Genomic DNA, 16,018 nt, shown 5'->3' with positions numbered 1-16,018 from the left:
TGGGAAACCGTGAAAAGAGCACCCTGCCGGGGCTGCGCCAAGGCAACGCGGTGCGTTGGGGCAGTGCCGACCGGATGCGCGAGCGCGTCGACTTCTATGGGTGGCAGAGATAACACCAGGTATCCCCCTCTGGGATACGTTATTATCGAAGCAAAAAAGAACAGCGCCAGACCGCCTTGGCTTACCAAAGCGGGCCGGCTGATGGGTCCCAGGCCCCGGTCTGGGACGGGCAACCGCCTACTACGACCACGGAAACGCTCGCAAGTGCTTCCGAGCGTTTAAAAGTGCTTCCGAGCGTTTAAAACGCTCGGAAGCACTTTCCAGAGGTTGAAATGGCTGGGGAGCTGCGCACTTCCTAGCCGACCAGCTGGCGCAGGGGTGCCTGGCGGGGTCAAAACAACTTGCTAGGCCTGGCAAACGCTCGCCCGTTGCTGAGAATAGTACCAGGAAACGGCACCCTGCTGTGGAGGGATTCTACGCCCCCTTTTTGGATCGATAAATCCCCAGTGCTAGGCCGTACCAATGCGGCTCTTTGGCTGACGCAAAAAACAGGGGCTTTCCTCCCGCCGATACACGTGGCAGCAGCACCGTATTGTAAGGCTTTTCGTGGGGTGTAACGACCCCGCATACGGGCACGATATGCCAGACCAATGCAGCCCCCTGGAAATTGCCAACCTGTTCAGCGGATTCCGCGCAGGAGCCCTTTTTCTCCGCTCATCGGCTCACACCTTTTCCGGGGTAGAAGACCGGTTCCCGCACTCAGCAAATGGCGTTACCAGGGCATCCGATCCGCCGCGCTCCGTTCGGGGCCAGATACCGCTACAAACGGGTGTCAAAACATCCGCCTAAAGGCTGGTGTAGAAGCCCTATCTACCAGTACGGGAAAACCGCGTCAAACGATGGGCCTTTCGGCCCAGTTTTGCCCGCACCGAATCGTAGCATAAGTCAATTTCGATGAGGTCAGCGACACACCGGCTCCAGCCGGCGCGGGAAAGCTATGCCGGATACCACGCCGGCTACCCTTTTCGGCGGTAGTTGAGCGCTTGCGACCGTTATTCTGTACCTAATATAGCGTTACAGACGCGGCCTTTGTGAAAAGCGGTAGTTTCGAGGCTTAGCCGTTTATGTAGTATTACGTCACTATGCCCTCCCCCTGCGAAGCCTGCCGTCTGCGGCCCGTTGTGATACGAGAACGGCTCAACGAGTCGGTACTTCCCTACTGTCTATGCCAGGCCTGCTATCACCGGCTGCAGCAGCGGTCCTTGCGGCCACTGGAATACTTCCACCTAGTGGCTCGCCATGGACACGAGTACGATCTACACGATGACTTCTATGACGACGATGGGATTGCCTGCGCGGCTGAGGAGGTAGTCCAACATGAAGAGTTATTCGCTTTCCCTACCCTGGTTAGTTTAAGTAGCCAGGTGGATGGCTTGATTGATTATGCCTTAGTCAAATGGTGGTACCCGCCTGCAGTGACAGCTTACCTAGTGGCTTTTGCTCCCAGCCAAGTGCTACATGTTTTAGACGAGAAGCTAGCTCTGAATCCGTATTTACTCCCGAAGTGCGTAGAAATTGCCGCAGAATCATTGGGGGACCAAGCCTATGCCTGGGTGAAATATCAGCTGGATTTAGCTGAGGAGCCAGAACAAGTGTTGGCTTTTGCTTACGCCTTATCTCGCTGCTTTCCTGCCGCTGAGGCGAATGCCTACATCCTGTCAGCGCTCAATACACTTAGTGAAAAGACCCTTGCAGAATACGTAACGTGCTTGTGTTATTTAGAGGGCGCCACGCCGTTAGACTGGCTTGAGACTCACTGTTCTTCAATTACCCATGTCGTAGGAAACTATGGCGTGGCCGCTGCCGCTCTGGGCATCACCTGGGAGCGCATCGATAGGTGGCTGCAAGCTGGGCGCCCCTTAAGTTTAATTGCGTTAGATGCTTTGGTGAATTGCAGCACCACGAGCGAAACACAAAATACCTCACTCTGGCTGCGCGAACATCTCCCACACCTGCATGCTCCCATTGCAGTGGAAGAAATGGATGAGGTGCTACAGGAATATGTAAGCCGAGATAGTGTGCCCCGAACGAAAAATGCCCTTCGGTTCATCCAGGAACATTGGCAGCAAATTCTGAAAACAGAACAAGGTTAATACAGATCCTCCTTTCGCTTTCGCTTTCCCTACCCTTTTCGTGAACTTAGAGGCACTGCTTTAGTAATACATTATTCATTATTCGTCAGCAAGTCCCTAGGAATACTCCGGACCAAAACAGCCTCGTTCCACCGCCTGTAGGATGTCGCCGACGGTAAAGAGCTCCCTCGGGCGATACCCCATCAAAAAGTTGCCCAAGTGGGGCTCTGAATAAAAATATTTATCCCAGCGCAGGTGGCGCAAGTCGACGTGGTAGCGCGCAGCAATAGCGAGCAATAAGTCAACAGCATCTTGCCCTGTAACCCCAAGGTCTTCCTCAATGCGAGTGGCCGGGGTGATGACCAAATCCTGAGTACTGGTGACGTCTTGGATAAACGTCATTATTGCTTGCGCTGCTTCCATTCTCAAAAAAGGTGATTGTACCTTGGTTAATAAGGCTACGAGGCGGCCTTACGCTGCCAAATCATGTAGCTCTGCACTGATGGCAAGCAGCACGCATTTAGGTAGCTTATTCCTTAGAATTCTTAAGTTGTTCAAGTTTGGCTTTGGCCTGCTCTGAGGTGCATTGTCTCCGGTTTAGACGTTGCAGGGCATTGTATTTCCCACAGTGCATCCGTGCCACCCCGTCAGGTATTTCTATTAAGTTTAATTCAAAGCAAGCCTGACACTGGGCAACCATAAAGCAAGCACTAGGAATGGCCTCCCGTTTTTCAAGAATAAACGTTTCTAGTACCGCCTTACACTTCGTGCACTCCTGCGTAAGGGCAGGAGCCGCCTTTTGGGGCTTGACACTCTTAAATACCTCTATTAGCGCAGAGAGAGCATTCCCGTAAGACCACGTATTTAATTCGTCCTTCATATCGACTTCCACGAGCTGCGCCAACTCATAGATCCTATCAGCGATGAACTCCTTTTCTTCGGTATCATAATCTCCACTGTCAAAAGTAGTAAGCCCCATCACCAGCGTCTGCTTTAGTTGGCGCTTGGTGGTTCCCTGTTGAACCTGGATAATTAGCTTTTCAGTGCAGTCATTAAACAAGCTCTTCATGTGGGCCAACAACTCGCTGGCGGACGAATTCAAACCCCGTGCTTCCCATACTGCATCAGCAAATTTGTTTTCAGCCTGGAAAGCCTGCAGGTTAATTAGGGTTCGAGAACTCATGGTAATGCGTTGGTTGTAGGGCTAGAAACTTGAGATAGTAAAGCGGATGGCTGCCTAGTTGCGTTGCGCAAAAGATACCAAATAGAATCCATCACTTCGGGTTACCCTCGTTTCGCTATTCGGACCGTTTCCCTAAACGGAACGCTCTTTACTTTTAGCACCCATGTACCGTTTACTTCCTGCCGACCATGGATGAGCCGAATCGCTGTTATTTCCCCTTGGTCCTTCCTTCGGACCCGAAGGTCATCGGGGTGCGCAATGGCATTATGCAAGTCGAGATTTGCGACGACGACTTTCTCGCGACGCTGCAGGCATCTGAGCCCCAAAGCGATGCAGTGCCCGGCGGGCGCATCCGGTGCTTGCGGGTGCTGCGTGGGGCCAAAATGACCGATTTTCTTTCCTTCGGGCCCCATCTGTGGAAGTGCCCTTTTTTGCTGCATAAACGGACACAAGCCCTCCTCGCGCCGTTCAACACCCGCTTCACGCACACCTTCCCCGTGGAGGTGCCGGGCGGGGCACCGGGCGTAAACGACTATGCGCTGGTGCGGGTGCCGTTGCTGGGCGCGGGCTTTATTGATTTTTCCCGCTCAACCTTTTGCACCGGCAATGACCTGTTGAACAACAAGCAACAGCTCCGATTCGCGACCCAGCAGGAGTTCCTCAACTCCCAGGAATGGCTCATGTGGCCGGAGCACTTGGTACTGACTCCCGCGTTTGACAAGCACCTGGATTTGTTTTTTCTACAAGGGGCAGGCCTTTACGTGTCGGAGCGCGTAAAGCAAACGCTGGAGCAAGCACAGAGCACCGGGATTAAATTTTCGGGCATGCAGTTACCTATCATAACTTGCTAAAGCCTGGTTTAGCTGTGGACCGTTTAGATGAACCAGTAAGCACTAGTGTTAGATTCCATTTGCTGGTCAGCGCGTTTCAATCCACGCATCTGCCAGGTCGTGAACGGCGCCTTCGTCCCTCGCACGTTGCGTCTCCCTGGGAATGCTTCAATCTGCCGACGGTACCCGGTACAGGGTGCCCCCTCTGGTGACAACGTACAGTGCGTTTCCGCTGGCTACCAAGTTCGAGAGCGAATTATCTAGTGGGGAGCTGTACTGGAGCCTGACAGTGCCCGGGGGGGCAGTAAGAGCCAAGCGCACGAGTCGGCCGTCAGCGCTGCCGAACCACACTGCTCCAGGGCGAGCGAGTAGGGCCGTGGCCACCTGCGCCCCCGCGGGCAAGGCTAGCTCTTCGCGGGTTCCGCAGCTCACGTCCACCACGTGCAAGCGTGGGGGGTAGAAGCCGAATACAAGCTGGGTCCCGATGAGGGCGGGCCGGACCAGGTTCTCAGCCCGATGCAAGTATGGGCGGCTCGCCACAGGCGTCGCGTAGGTGTGCTGCACCCGCCCGTCGGCCAGTCCCATCATCACTGTCAGAGCGGGTGCCTCCCCCAGCGAGGAGGTGTTGAGGGCTACCTGCGTGGCGGTGACGGCCGGGACAGAAACAAAGCGGTCGGGCAAACGAGTACGCCACACGAGCGCGCCGGTGTGCGGATTGAAGCAGCTGACCGCGTCCTTAAAGCCGGCGACCACAAGCCGCTCCCTCTCTAGTGCCAGGCCCCAGACCGCACCCTCCTCTGCATGGGTCCACCGTGGCTGCCCCGTCGCCGCCTCCACGCAGTAAAGGCCTGTGTAGGCCACGTGGAAGTAGAGGTGCCCACCAGCGCGCACGGCATGTTGGATAATATAGGGGTAGGAACGGTGCCAGAGGCGCCGGCCCGCGGCGGTGAAGGCACTTAACTCACCGCCGTGGGCGATGATGAGCACCCCATCCTGATAGCTGGTCGCGTATACGTCCCCCTCCACGGCCACCGTACCAAGGGGTTGTAGGCGAAACGGCGGTCCGGGGCCCAGGCGGAACAGAAAGATGGCTTTGTCGTTGGCCACGACGAGCGTGTCCTGATGCAGCGCAAAGGTGGCAGTCCGTATCGGGGGGGGCAGATGGCCGATGGCAACGGGTGCAAGAGAAGGCGCCGTGCCGGGGTGCTCTCCCCCTGGGGAGTTTTTGACTGTATCGCCGGCATAATACGCATTCTCGACGGCAAAAAAATCGTGCATAAAGAGTCGGGCGGATTCGCGTGCTTCAGGGGAAATCGTCGCGGTGGTATCCGCAAGGTTCATGCTAATCACAAACAGGCGGTAGGAGGCGTACTGTTCCATCAGTTTGCCCTCGCAGATGCGGCGAACTGCAAAGGTGTTGGCCTGAGCATCGGTGTAATACGGTCCTTGCTGTTCCAAGCACCGGCAAAAAGCCTTGCCTGCTTCCGTGCCGTCTTCCCCCGAGCGGCAACCGGCAAGTAATAAGGGCAGGACCCAAGAAAGTAGCTGGCGGCAAAGTAGCTGGCGGCGCATAACGTAAATATAGCCTCGTTTAGATTTCTGACCGTTTCACTGAACGCGCATTAGCCCTACAGTATTATCGATTCTTAGTCAGGATATGCTCTACAGCCAGCATACACAGCAGAAATAGCGACAGTATTCCATAATACATTCGGAGAACACCGTCTAGAACAAAAACATAGAGCAAAACACTACCTATCAGGAGCAGGCCAGTCATAATGTAGGCGGGAGTGGTGCGTAGCTCCCCATATTTCAGAGTCTTGTACACCCGAACAGCGAAAAAGATGGGTACAAATAGCGCCGACAATCCTACTGCGCCCTGCATAAGAGTAATAGCTAGGTAAAGACGCATAGTATTCCGAAAACGGGGTTGGCGAAATCATAAACGGACTAGTTGGTAAAGGTAGCTCATCGTTTTGCTGATTGGACCGTTTCGCTGAACGATAATTTGGCTTCTGGCTATAGCAGCACGAATGTGGTCGAACCCGCCTTGATGTCGGCAAGGCGCAAGAAATACGTGGTGGTATCGGCCGAGAGTCGGTGCGCGCTTTTGGCCCGTCTCACGACCACCCAACTGGGCACCGGCGAATGCCTGTTGACCATCTGCACCACCCGTACGCGCCGCCCGGCCACCCGTGCGCTCGTGTCGCGAAGCTGCTGGTAGATGACGGCAGGGACCGCCAGTTTCAGCAGGCGGGGATTGGCCGAACAGGCCAAGGGCACAGGCGGGGCTTCTTCTTGCCCAGCGGGGAGAGGACGAGCCTGTGCCACGCAGTACAGTGGCCCAACCCCAAGTAGCATGAGTATGAAAAGACGCAAGACCATTGATAGGAAGTGGTAGATATCTCAAATGTATCAAAACACTCCTTTTGCTCTTAGGAACTCTTAGTTGATCACTTCTTGCAAGGAGGAAATCCTATCATAGATAGGAGGCACAACCCAACGTCCCGTTGTATCAACGAGCCCACTTTTGCGCAGCCCTTCTGTGCGTACATGAAACACTCCGAACTCATACTTGCCTGCTGGCATCCCAACATCTTGTCTGTGGAATAACAGGTGCTGGTGTCGATTCACCACCAGCACTTCTTCGTCCACTGTGCCGTTGTTGTCCATAAACAAGTCGTGGCCCAAGTACTTAAGATTCACGTACTCAAAAGGCAGTACTACTTCTCCGGCTATAGTAATCACGCCCATGCCCGAAAGCGTGCGGCGTGAGGCAAGCAGTAGCCCCCCTTCCAAGAGGTTTAGGTGCCTATAGTCAAAATCAAGTACCCGGTTTCCCTGCCGATCCAATAGTGCCGCAGCGGGCAGCTGGTCTGCATTATGGATCTGCCCTGTAGAATCTGTCTCAAGAAAGTAGACACGTACTTGCGGTCCTCGTTCTACGACGGCATACGCGCCAGTAAAGGAGGTGACCCGGCTGTATTGCGGCGGCACGATCTGGCGACCTGTTTCATCGATATAGCCGTAGTGTAGTGCCCGGCCGAAGGAAGGTTTTGGCGCTTGGGGATCAACCATGCCGACCGCTGCTCGACCCGAGGAGAAGTCTTCCGCCCTGTCGTAAATAGCCGGTATGGCCAATTCGCCTTGCCTATTGATATACCCATATTTGGTGTAGACAGAGCTTTCTGAACCAGCTACTTCTACTCGGGCTAACCCGTCGTGGAAGGAACCAATTGAGTGGTAACAGGGCTCCAGCACTGGCTCTCCTTGCCGATTGATCAGACCGTAAAGGCCTTCTTCTTCCCCATATTCATTGCGTTTAGTCAGGCGCCGATACACGCGTGCCAGTCCATCTTCAAAAGGCAGTACTGTATCATACGCTGGCGCAATGTGCCACTGCCCCTTGTTCGTTAAATAACCCCATTTCCCCGTTGCGTTGGCTGCGGCACTCAAGCCATTGTGGAAAGAGCCTACTGCCCGAAACTGGGCCGGAATAATCAGCTCTCCTTGTGGATTAATAAAGCCCCACTTCTTGCCAATACGGACGGCTGCCAACCCTTCACAAAAGCCATATACTTCCTCATAGCGAATAGGAATCACCTCTTGCCCCTGGGGATTGCAAAAGCCCCAGGGGCCACCACGCTTGAGAAAGTTCTTTGTCTTCGCACCCCGGTTTACGGCGAGAAGCCCTTCTTGCCAAACTCCTAGGTCGTCGTAGGCAATCGGTATCACGACCTGACCCTGTAAATCAATACAGCCATGCTTTTCATGCTGCTCAACGGAAGCGAGGATCAGAGGATTGGCCACAGGACTTAGAAGTAATGGCAAGAGAATAAAGAGAAAATACCACATCGACAAAGATGCCGCATAGGCGCGAAAAACACATCATTCTCGATAGAAAGCGGCTTTCATTCAATGCTCTACTAAGTCGCTAATAGACCCTCGTTTCCCTGAACCGCAGGGTAAGCTCAACCCTGCGCATGGATTGCCTTTCCACGCAATGGAGCAGTAAAGAAAACTGGTTCAATTAACTAAGTACAGAAAACCGTACCTTGATATGAGTTTCCTGTACCGCGCTTATGAAGATTGGCTACGCTCGCGTGTCGACCCGCGACCAAAACCTGGAACTGCAACTGGACGCCCTGGCCCAGGCCGGCTGTGAAGTGATTTACCAGGAGAAAGCCTCCGGCGCCCTGGCCACGCGCATCGAGCTAGAAAAGCTGCTGCTGACACTGCGCCAAGGCGACACGCTCTACATCTACAAGCTGGACCGGCTGGGCCGTTCGCTTAAGAATCTGCTGGACCTAGTAGCAGATCTGCAACGCCGGGGCGTCGACTTGGTATCGCTGACCGACGCCATCAATACGGCCTCGGCCCAGGGCCGGCTCGTGCTAAACCTGTTCGCCTCACTGGCCGAGTTCGAGCGCGAGCTCATCCGTGAACGCACCTTGGCCGGCCTGGCCGCGGCCCGCGCCCGGGGACGCATCGGCGGGCGCAAACCGGGCCTCTCGCCCGAAGCCGAGCGCACGGCCATCGTGGCCGCGACCCTTTACCAAGAACAGCGGCTGAGCGTGCGCGACATCGCCGCGAGCCTGCGCATTTCCAAGGTCACCTTGTATAAGTACCTGCGTTTGCGGGGTGTGAACGTGTACACCAGTCGACCACAAGTCAAAAAGCCGGTGCCCACCCGAAAAGCTAAATGAGCGTTACTTTTACATCGCTAGTGCTCCTAGCTACACCAAAGTCTTTACAGTGGTTGACCTGAACCGCCTGCAACCTTTAATTGTCCCCGCAGCATACGTCCAGCTCAATGGCTGGGACCTACCTCACTCTCCGCTGCCCAATCTGGCCTTTGTCGTGACATGGGTCGAGTTCGAAGAGGGCTTAACTTATTTGACCCGTGAGGAGTTCGAGGAGTTGGAAGCGACAGCCCCTGGGTGGCCCCAACGTGCGCTGGACAACGTGCGCCAAACGCAGTGGTTTCACCGCCAGCATAAGCACGGGCAAGCTGGTGAGTTGGACTGGATTGCTTTTCTCAATGACGACGACACAAGCAGTTCCAGCAAAGTACTGTTGCAATGGGAACTAAGCCGGATTTTTCCCGAAGGCTACCTCGTAGGAATCCCCGACCGGGCCTGCGCCCTGGTCGTTTCCGCGCATTGTACTGGAGACGCGTTGACGCAGGTGCGCGAATTGATGGCACAAATGTATGCCACAGCCACGACGCCCATGTCGCACGAGTTGTATCCGTCGTCCGACTTCCAGGTGTCGGACGCTTGGGCCGCTCCCATAGCCGATGACCCAACCCCTGGGGCTATTTTGGCATTATTCGAGAAGTAGCATGCTAGACAAAGGGGTTAGCCTGTAGTTCAAGAAAACGGTCGAATGGTGAAGAAGGGGTATTAACCCCACTCGTTCCATTCCAGCGATTCGATGTCTCGCCATAGCCCTTTGCCGATGGGGAGATATACCGCCGGTTTTAGCGTGGGGTCGATTCCCAGCAGCACGCCTAGGGGCACCATGCGTCGGTCCGCTACAGGAACCTCCGGTCCGGCTCCGGCGAAGATTTCCCAGTCGTCTGCCTCCCACCGCATCACCTCCGTGGCGGCCGCCCCCCCGCAACACCTGCACCTCGGTGAGGGCCATGGAATGGGAGGGGACCGGGTACGGCCATGGGCAGTCCAGCCACTGCCACACGGGCTGGACCGTGGCGTCATAAGTCTGTGCCATTTCGGGCACGTCCAACGTGCGGTGCAGGCCTTCAGGCACGATTTGCCACGCTGGCCAGTCAGATTGCGTGTGGTAGTCCACCGCACCCAACAGCACTCGGTTGCGCCACGAGGCGTCCACAGGTGCCAGCGTAAACGTACCCAACAAGCCCAGGCGTACCGAGAACCCCACTCCAATGGATTCCCTGGAGGGGTGAGACGCGAAGGCGTCTAGGATTTTGCCTACTTGAGCTTGGGAATAGTACTCGCCGCCGGCAAAGACCAATTCGGCGCCGACTGTGGAGACACAGCCAATGGTGTAGGCGTACCGGGGTAAAGCTCCGCCGGTAACCACCGTGACGTGGTAACCGTGGGCGGTGATGTTGTCTTGGATCAAATGGAGAAACTCACTTTTCTGCATCATGCAAGCACTGGGGCCTCGGCTATACGGCGGAGTTTCATGGCTCCGACAAGTTCGCGTAAACGGTCGAAAAGCCAACCACAACAGCTAAGCCCCTTACGGCAGGATTGGCAACATTGCCGCAACACTACCGAAGCAGTGGGAAAGAATGACACAGCTCCTCTTTCCGGGAGTTTAGATGCTACTCCTGCAAGGTAGGATTGTTCACTCGAACGGTCACATTACTAAAAGCTAAAGGTCTAATACTAAGCGCTCACAGGGGCTGGTTTAGTGAGGCGTAGACGCAGTACGCCAACACACCAACAGTGAGGGCCAGCATTCCCCACTCCCAGGTGCTTACTGGGGTTGCTCCCAGCACGAAGCGGGTAGGGTGGTCTGGATCATAGAGCACAGTCACGGTTTGCCCTTTCACATAAGCGGGCACCTCAGGACCGTGCGTATAGCGGGCTTCGAGCCACACGCCCCGGCTAGTATGAAAGCGCACTACAGGATAATAGCGCTGTGTTTCCAGATCGTTTTCATCAGCCTCAAGCCGTATGACTGTCCCTTCGACACGTTCACCCACGCGGAGCAGGTGTTGGCGCAGGCGATAATAGGCGGCGGAAGCAAGAAGAATGATCGTAAGGACCAAAAAACTAACGAAAGAGTCGATATCTACTGTCGAGATAAGCATACTAAATGGAAAGCCGGACACTCCTGCGCAAAAGGTAGCGACGCTGGGACGAAGATGTTCAGCGAAACGGTATTTCTAGTAAAATCAGGCTCACTGGTACGCACTGTGACGGATCTGCTAGTGTTTACACCAAGTCTCCCATAGCCTTCTTGAGTGCAGCTGTACTCTTCCAGTTGAGCAGATTGGTTTTCACCGCTTCCGCTGGCAACCGACCGCTACGAGTGGATAGGTCAGCGTACAGCTCCACCAGTTTTTTGGTATTGCGCAGCGGGGCAGCGGATAGCTCAGGCAGCAGGTTGTCCAAGACCTGCTGCAGTGCATCGTCAGTTGCTGCATCGATGGCGCGGGCTTGCTGCAGGTTGTCGGCCAGGCGCTGCACGGGGACAAATTCGTTGGCCAGAAAGCGTCCGAGTATCGTGCCCAACGCGGCGGGGTCGAGCCGCCCAGTAGTACAGGCTGAAAGGAATGCTTCCAAGGCCAGTGCCCGGCAGGCAGGAACCTTGTGCATCAGACCCAGCGCCAGCAGTAGAGTGGTGGGCTCCGTAAACACGGGGCCGGGGCCGAGCAACTCTTGCAAAGCCGCTTGCACAACATCCCGCTCTGTGGATTCTAGGCCGTCGGCCCAGGCAGCGGTGCGCACGACGTGCCAGTGCAGGGGCGCATGATTATGGGGTATCAGGCTGACCACAAACCGGTAGTCATGAGGCAGCAGCCACCCCGCATGGCCCATGGCCCGGAAGCGGGCGTGCTGGGAATAGAGCAGCAGCAGCGACGGGGGCGTTTGGCTGGTGTACTTGCTCGGAAACTGCAGCACCGGGTATTGGTGCGTCATCGTAGGCTTGCCGGGTTTCCACTGCTCCACCCACGTATTGGTTTTGACCTCGAAATGCCACTCAGGTGTCCAGGGCCGAACCACGCCGATGTAATCCGTCGGAATCATGGCAGTCAGTTCCTCGAACACGCCTTCGGGCTGACGGGTACGCGCTGTCACCGCCCACAGCCATGGCCAAGCGTCGGCCAGGGCACTGCCGCCGGCGTTGCCAGGAAGCAGTTTGCCCAGTCGAGCGGTCAGGTGCTTCAGCAACGAGGTCTTCGCCGGGTGGAACGTCGGTATAGGGGGCAGGGCTGGGGTCAGCAGCCACTCCAGTAGCTCGCGCAACTCCGGACGCTGCAGTTGGGAAAGCCGGCTTAGCGCCGTTTCGGCGTCCGCTGCGTGCGCGTAGGCCGTCCGGGCTAGTGCCACGGCTAAGTCGGCCGGGTCTGGTTCAACGTGCAAGGCCTCGTAAGCCAAAAGCTTGTCGACCAAGACAGAAGGTGCTACCCAGTGTGGGGCATGTGACGGAGTACTTAGTAACGGCAGGCCGGAGCCGGTGCGCAGGTGGTATTCGGCCGCTACGAAACGACGTTGCTCTACGAGCACCAGCGGGTCGGAGGTGTCTTGGTCGTAGCGGACGTTTACCTTGTTCACGCGCTCCGTGGAGAAGCCCTGCGCCCAGCCCAGTACCAACGCCTCGACCAACCCGCGGTGACCCGCAAGACCATTGCCTGCAATGATGGCGGTGGCCTGCTCGCCGGTCTTGCCCTTCAGAAAAGGCCGCACCTGCACCAGATAGGGAAGCAGCTGCCGGGCGTAATCAGTCAGAAACAGGGGTTTTAGTCGTAGCAAGCCGTCCACCCAACGTTCCAACTCCAATACGTTGTCGTGGCGTAGCACCTGGCCGGTGAGAAAGAGCAGCTCGTGCCAGTCAGCAACGGGCGTCACCGCAGTGGCCACAGACAAATCAGGCACAAACCCGGCCCGGGGAACATAGCCGCCCCCCGACGTCAGCACGGGCTCCGGAACAGGGGCCAGCCAGGGTACTAGAAGCTGCCGGGTGCCCGACGTCATCAGGTCGGCGTAATCGGTCAGTGAACCAATCAAGTCCGCTGTTTCATCGGCCGTCAGCAGCGGCTGCCTGGGCTGAAGCAAGGAAACCAGCAGCTTGGCAGCTTTAGCCTGCACGGCCGCATCGGCGCTAGCCAGAGCAGCCGAGGCCAGCCGACCCAGTTCTGGCGCGAGGGAAGGATTTCGCTTCAACAGCTTCTCGAATCCGCTCAGCAACGTACGCTGTGCTGTTTTAAGGTCTTGCCGGGTGACCAACCCTTCCGCGTATAGCAGCAGGGGGACTGGGTCGAACGCCGCGTCCGTCCAGAAGGCTTTCACCTGGTCCAGCGCAAAGTTGACCACCTGTGGCTGCGTATGTGCCAGCAGTTCGACCAGTTCCTGTTGCCGAGCCAGACGCTCCTCCGGGGTAGGCTTTAGAGACAGGAACAGGTTCTTGAACCACGTCAGGAGCGGCCGGCGGAAGTTACGCCGCAAGGCTACTAGGCTGCGCGTGAGCAGCTCGGTACGGGCAAGATGGCTAGCTGCCGCCAAGTGCAGCAGCACGTCGTGCCACGTGACGTGCCGCTGGGCTATTCCCGTGTAGGCCTGCGCCGAGTCAACCGTCGTGTCGTAGTCGAAAAGCCCAAGTAAATCCCGCTGGATGGGGTCGGAGGTCGCCTCAAAGTCCTGCAGCAGCTTCCCGGCGTAGTTAGGAACCGGCTTGTTCTCGCGGCGTTGACGGTAGCTCTTCAGACTTAACGAATGCGCCAGCGTACGGCTGAACAGCGCCGGCTCATACTCAATGAGTTGCCGGGCTTCCATCTCCCGCAGCAGCCCGTAGTCAGGCAGGCCCCACGGGCCACCCCGGCTCTGGCGTTCAAACCATTCTCGGAACCAGTTCGGTCGGGCGTGCTCGGCCACCAGGAAAAAGTGCTGTTGGTTAGCGGTGCGGATGTCGCCTTCGCCCCAATACATGCCCAAGGGTTCGTCCAGCCCCATGGCTTCTTTACGGGTGTACGTCGCTACGCCCGCCAAAAACAGCATAACCAGCTGCGGCTCCGTGCCCGTCCGACCCCAGGTAGAGGAGCTGAGCTGACGCATGTCGGTCAGTTCCTTCCGAAGTGCCTTGGTTTTGGCACGAACTGCTATTTGCTCTTTTTTGTCCAGCGCTAGCAGAAACGGCACCAGCTGGTGCATGCTCTGATGGCGAATGATATGTTCGAAAGTATCGACAGCGGACATTGATAGGTAGTGAAAGACGGACGGTAGTATCGACGAAGGCGCAGGAAGCAAATAGAGGCGGCGTCAGCCTACAAATACCGCATTTGAGCCGCCAGAATGTGTTTGCACGGACCGCGCTGGCCCTGATGGCTGCTGAACCACGAACAGGTACAGCGGGGACCCTCCGCACCACCCACCACCACCGTATGCCATACCTCCGTGCCACGGACTCGGGCCTCAGTTCGGCCGCCGGCCCCCACGCCCACGAGCTGCACGTCATCCGCCGCGTCGAGCAGGGCGCGGGCATTTTTCAACCGGGGGTTCAGGCTCAGGATGCGGCCAAGCTTGAAGGGCAAGCGGCGGTAGAAATGGTGGTTGTCGGCCAAGTCAAAGCCTAGCAGGCCCATGGCCGAAAGGCTGGCGCATAGCCTTTCCACCGTATCGGGTGCGAGGTCGTGCTCCAGGGCAAACAGGCTGGGATTAAACACCTCGTTTCCGCGGAACAGCCGATTAGCGCCACTAACCCACTCAGTAGGCAATTCGTCCATCAGCGTTTCGAGCTGGTTGCCTTCACCCGAGAACCCGCGCCACACGTCCGCCGACAGGGCCAGTAGAAAGCGTTGTCCGCCCCCCAACTCCAACACAAAAGCCGATGCCTGACCATCCGGTGTGGCATAAACACGCGCAGCTTCGCACAGGGGCAGGAGTCCTTCGAGCAGTCGCAGGCGGTGTACGCCCCCCACCCGCACAGCCCCCGCGCTGGCCACCGGCGCAAAGCTGGGGCGCGGGCCCCGCAGGACCAAGTAGTAATCAGCCTTGGCGGTGCCCGCCGGAATGCTTTGCACCAGCTGCACAGCTTGCACGCGCGTCAGGCGCAGCTTTTCCTCCATCAACGCCAGGTAGGCCTGTACCGACGTCAGCCCTTTAATCCAGCGTTCGGGCAGAGCTACCTTCCGCTCGACTACTTTGCCTGCAGCACGCTCCAGCACTACTTCCTTTTGCCCCACGGACAGCAGTACTGGTTCTGTGCGGGAGATACGGGCCAGCGCGTTAACCATTGGCTCGTTGAAATCCACGTTGGTGGTACCGCTGCTGAGGAATTCTCCATCCAAGGCCTCCGGGCCCAGATCCAGGCGAGCATACACGCCGTTGCATGAAGAAAAGGCTTCGAAGCGTAGCTGGCCGGCGCCGGCTGTCACAATGGGGTCGCGCAAGGCAGCGCTCTGTGGCACAAACCGCGAAGCAACAACTTTGGCCAAAGTGCTCAGCCCCCGTGCCGCAAGCCAGGAGTTACGTAGCCGGCCCCAGAAAAAGCAGGCGGTTTCCGCGTCTAACCCCTCTTCGGAAAAAGCGGACAGCAGCAGGGCGTTGCCTTCCGGGCGCTGCTCCAAAGCAGAAGGGCGGGCGTAGGAATAAGCGAAGTCAGACATGAATGCAGTAGCGGCCTAGATAGACTAGCAAGCTACTGATTTTGCCTTTGAACGCCCATATAGACTGCCTGGGTCAGCTTAAACGAGGGTTTCACAGCGTGTTTCTACCCTTGGGGCTGATGAACGTGATTGCCATACTGCAGGAGCCTCTCGAGAATTTGCGGAGTCAAATCAAAAGGGAATACCAAGTCTTGAATGTCGTCGAGTTTGGTGGGGTCACTCATTCCATTCCAGTTGTTAGGTTCTACTTGGCTGATATGATACAGCAGGGCGGCTATCCGCTCGGGCTTTGCGGCAACGTCTCCAAAGCCGTTGGCCTGACAAAACGCGGTGGTACGCGTGTCAACCTTTGCCCAGAGCGTTTCATGCGCTTGAGCATAGAGATGCCCCATCGCAGGGCTTCCAACGACCTCCGATGCACCCGGCTCCAGGGACTCAAACCGCACAAAGTGGAGAGCCTTACATAACACGATGAGTTCTTGGGTCGAGAAAGAAGATAAGTCCATAAGGGCGGATGGAATAGCTGAAAGTTAAGTACACGACGCGATTGTCA

General features: G+C 56.8%; 13 protein-coding genes. 4 read left to right on the top strand and 9 right to left on the bottom strand.

Going from position 1 to position 16,018, the window contains the following annotated elements; translation table 11 throughout:
* The first annotated feature begins 1,289 nt into the window (after positions 1-1,289).
* Positions 1,290-2,153, top strand: coding sequence for a hypothetical protein (locus EWM57_RS05490; protein WP_129920138.1), 864 nt, complete (start codon positions 1,290-1,292; stop codon positions 2,151-2,153).
* Positions 2,154-2,249: 96 nt separating this feature from the next.
* On the opposite strand, the gene EWM57_RS05485 is transcribed toward EWM57_RS05490, so the two are convergent.
* Positions 2,250-2,555: a DUF1493 family protein gene (locus tag EWM57_RS05485; protein ID WP_129920137.1), complete on the bottom strand. Its 306-nt coding sequence runs from the start codon at positions 2,553-2,555 to the stop codon at positions 2,250-2,252.
* Positions 2,556-2,661: 106 nt separating this feature from the next.
* A complete protein-coding gene (locus EWM57_RS05480) occupies positions 2,662-3,315 on the bottom strand; it encodes a DUF4844 domain-containing protein (protein WP_129920136.1) in 654 nt (217 codons plus the stop codon).
* A 188-nt stretch (positions 3,316-3,503) separates the two neighbouring features.
* Here EWM57_RS05480 and EWM57_RS05475 point away from each other — a divergent pair, with 188 nt between their 5' ends.
* Positions 3,504-4,166: a hypothetical protein gene (locus EWM57_RS05475; RefSeq protein ID WP_129920135.1), complete on the top strand. Its 663-nt coding sequence runs from the start codon at positions 3,504-3,506 to the stop codon at positions 4,164-4,166.
* A 147-nt stretch (positions 4,167-4,313) separates the two neighbouring features.
* Here the strand turns inward: EWM57_RS05475 and EWM57_RS05470 are convergent, their stop codons facing one another.
* Together EWM57_RS05470 and EWM57_RS05465 are read right to left on the bottom strand one after the other, a co-directional pair.
* Positions 4,314-5,603 (bottom strand): outer membrane protein assembly factor BamB family protein, encoded by a 1,290-nt coding sequence (locus EWM57_RS05470; protein WP_165370422.1) that lies wholly within the window; start codon positions 5,601-5,603, stop codon positions 4,314-4,316.
* A gap of 987 nt (positions 5,604-6,590) precedes the next feature.
* Complete coding sequence (locus tag EWM57_RS05465; protein WP_165370421.1) at positions 6,591-7,955, bottom strand: WG repeat-containing protein; 1,365 nt, start codon at positions 7,953-7,955, stop codon at positions 6,591-6,593.
* Positions 7,956-8,227: 272 nt separating this feature from the next.
* Between EWM57_RS05465 and EWM57_RS05460 the strand changes: the two genes are divergently transcribed.
* Positions 8,228-8,851, top strand: a complete 624-nt coding sequence (locus EWM57_RS05460) for a recombinase family protein (protein WP_129920132.1) — start codon at positions 8,228-8,230, stop codon at positions 8,849-8,851.
* A 49-nt stretch (positions 8,852-8,900) separates the two neighbouring features.
* A complete protein-coding gene (locus tag EWM57_RS05455) occupies positions 8,901-9,488 on the top strand; it encodes a hypothetical protein (RefSeq protein ID WP_129920131.1) in 588 nt (195 codons plus the stop codon).
* On the opposite strand, the gene EWM57_RS21910 is transcribed toward EWM57_RS05455, so the two are convergent.
* From EWM57_RS21910 to EWM57_RS05430, 5 genes are all read right to left on the bottom strand, one after another.
* A complete protein-coding gene (locus EWM57_RS21910) occupies positions 9,474-10,277 on the bottom strand; it encodes a DUF4262 domain-containing protein (protein WP_394345400.1) in 804 nt (267 codons plus the stop codon). The genes EWM57_RS05455 and EWM57_RS21910 overlap by 15 nt on opposite strands.
* 253 nt (positions 10,278-10,530) lie before the next feature.
* Positions 10,531-10,950, bottom strand: coding sequence for a DUF3592 domain-containing protein (locus EWM57_RS05445; RefSeq protein ID WP_129920129.1), 420 nt, complete (start codon positions 10,948-10,950; stop codon positions 10,531-10,533).
* Between the two features lie 124 nt (positions 10,951-11,074).
* Positions 11,075-14,056, bottom strand: coding sequence for a DUF6493 family protein (locus tag EWM57_RS05440; RefSeq protein ID WP_129920128.1), 2,982 nt, complete (start codon positions 14,054-14,056; stop codon positions 11,075-11,077).
* Positions 14,057-14,124: 68 nt separating this feature from the next.
* Positions 14,125-15,465 carry an SWIM zinc finger family protein gene (locus EWM57_RS05435; protein WP_129920127.1) on the bottom strand — a complete coding sequence of 447 codons (1,341 nt, stop codon included), beginning with the start codon at positions 15,463-15,465 and terminating at the stop codon, positions 14,125-14,127.
* Positions 15,466-15,569: 104 nt separating this feature from the next.
* Positions 15,570-15,971, bottom strand: coding sequence for a hypothetical protein (locus EWM57_RS05430; protein WP_129920126.1), 402 nt, complete (start codon positions 15,969-15,971; stop codon positions 15,570-15,572).
* Positions 15,972-16,018: the final 47 nt, after the last annotated feature.

Origin of the sequence: Hymenobacter persicinus, assembly GCF_004167665.1 — a bacterium.
Taxonomy (GTDB): domain Bacteria; phylum Bacteroidota; class Bacteroidia; order Cytophagales; family Hymenobacteraceae; genus Hymenobacter; species Hymenobacter persicinus.
This window is presented reverse-complemented; position numbering and strand designations above follow the sequence as displayed.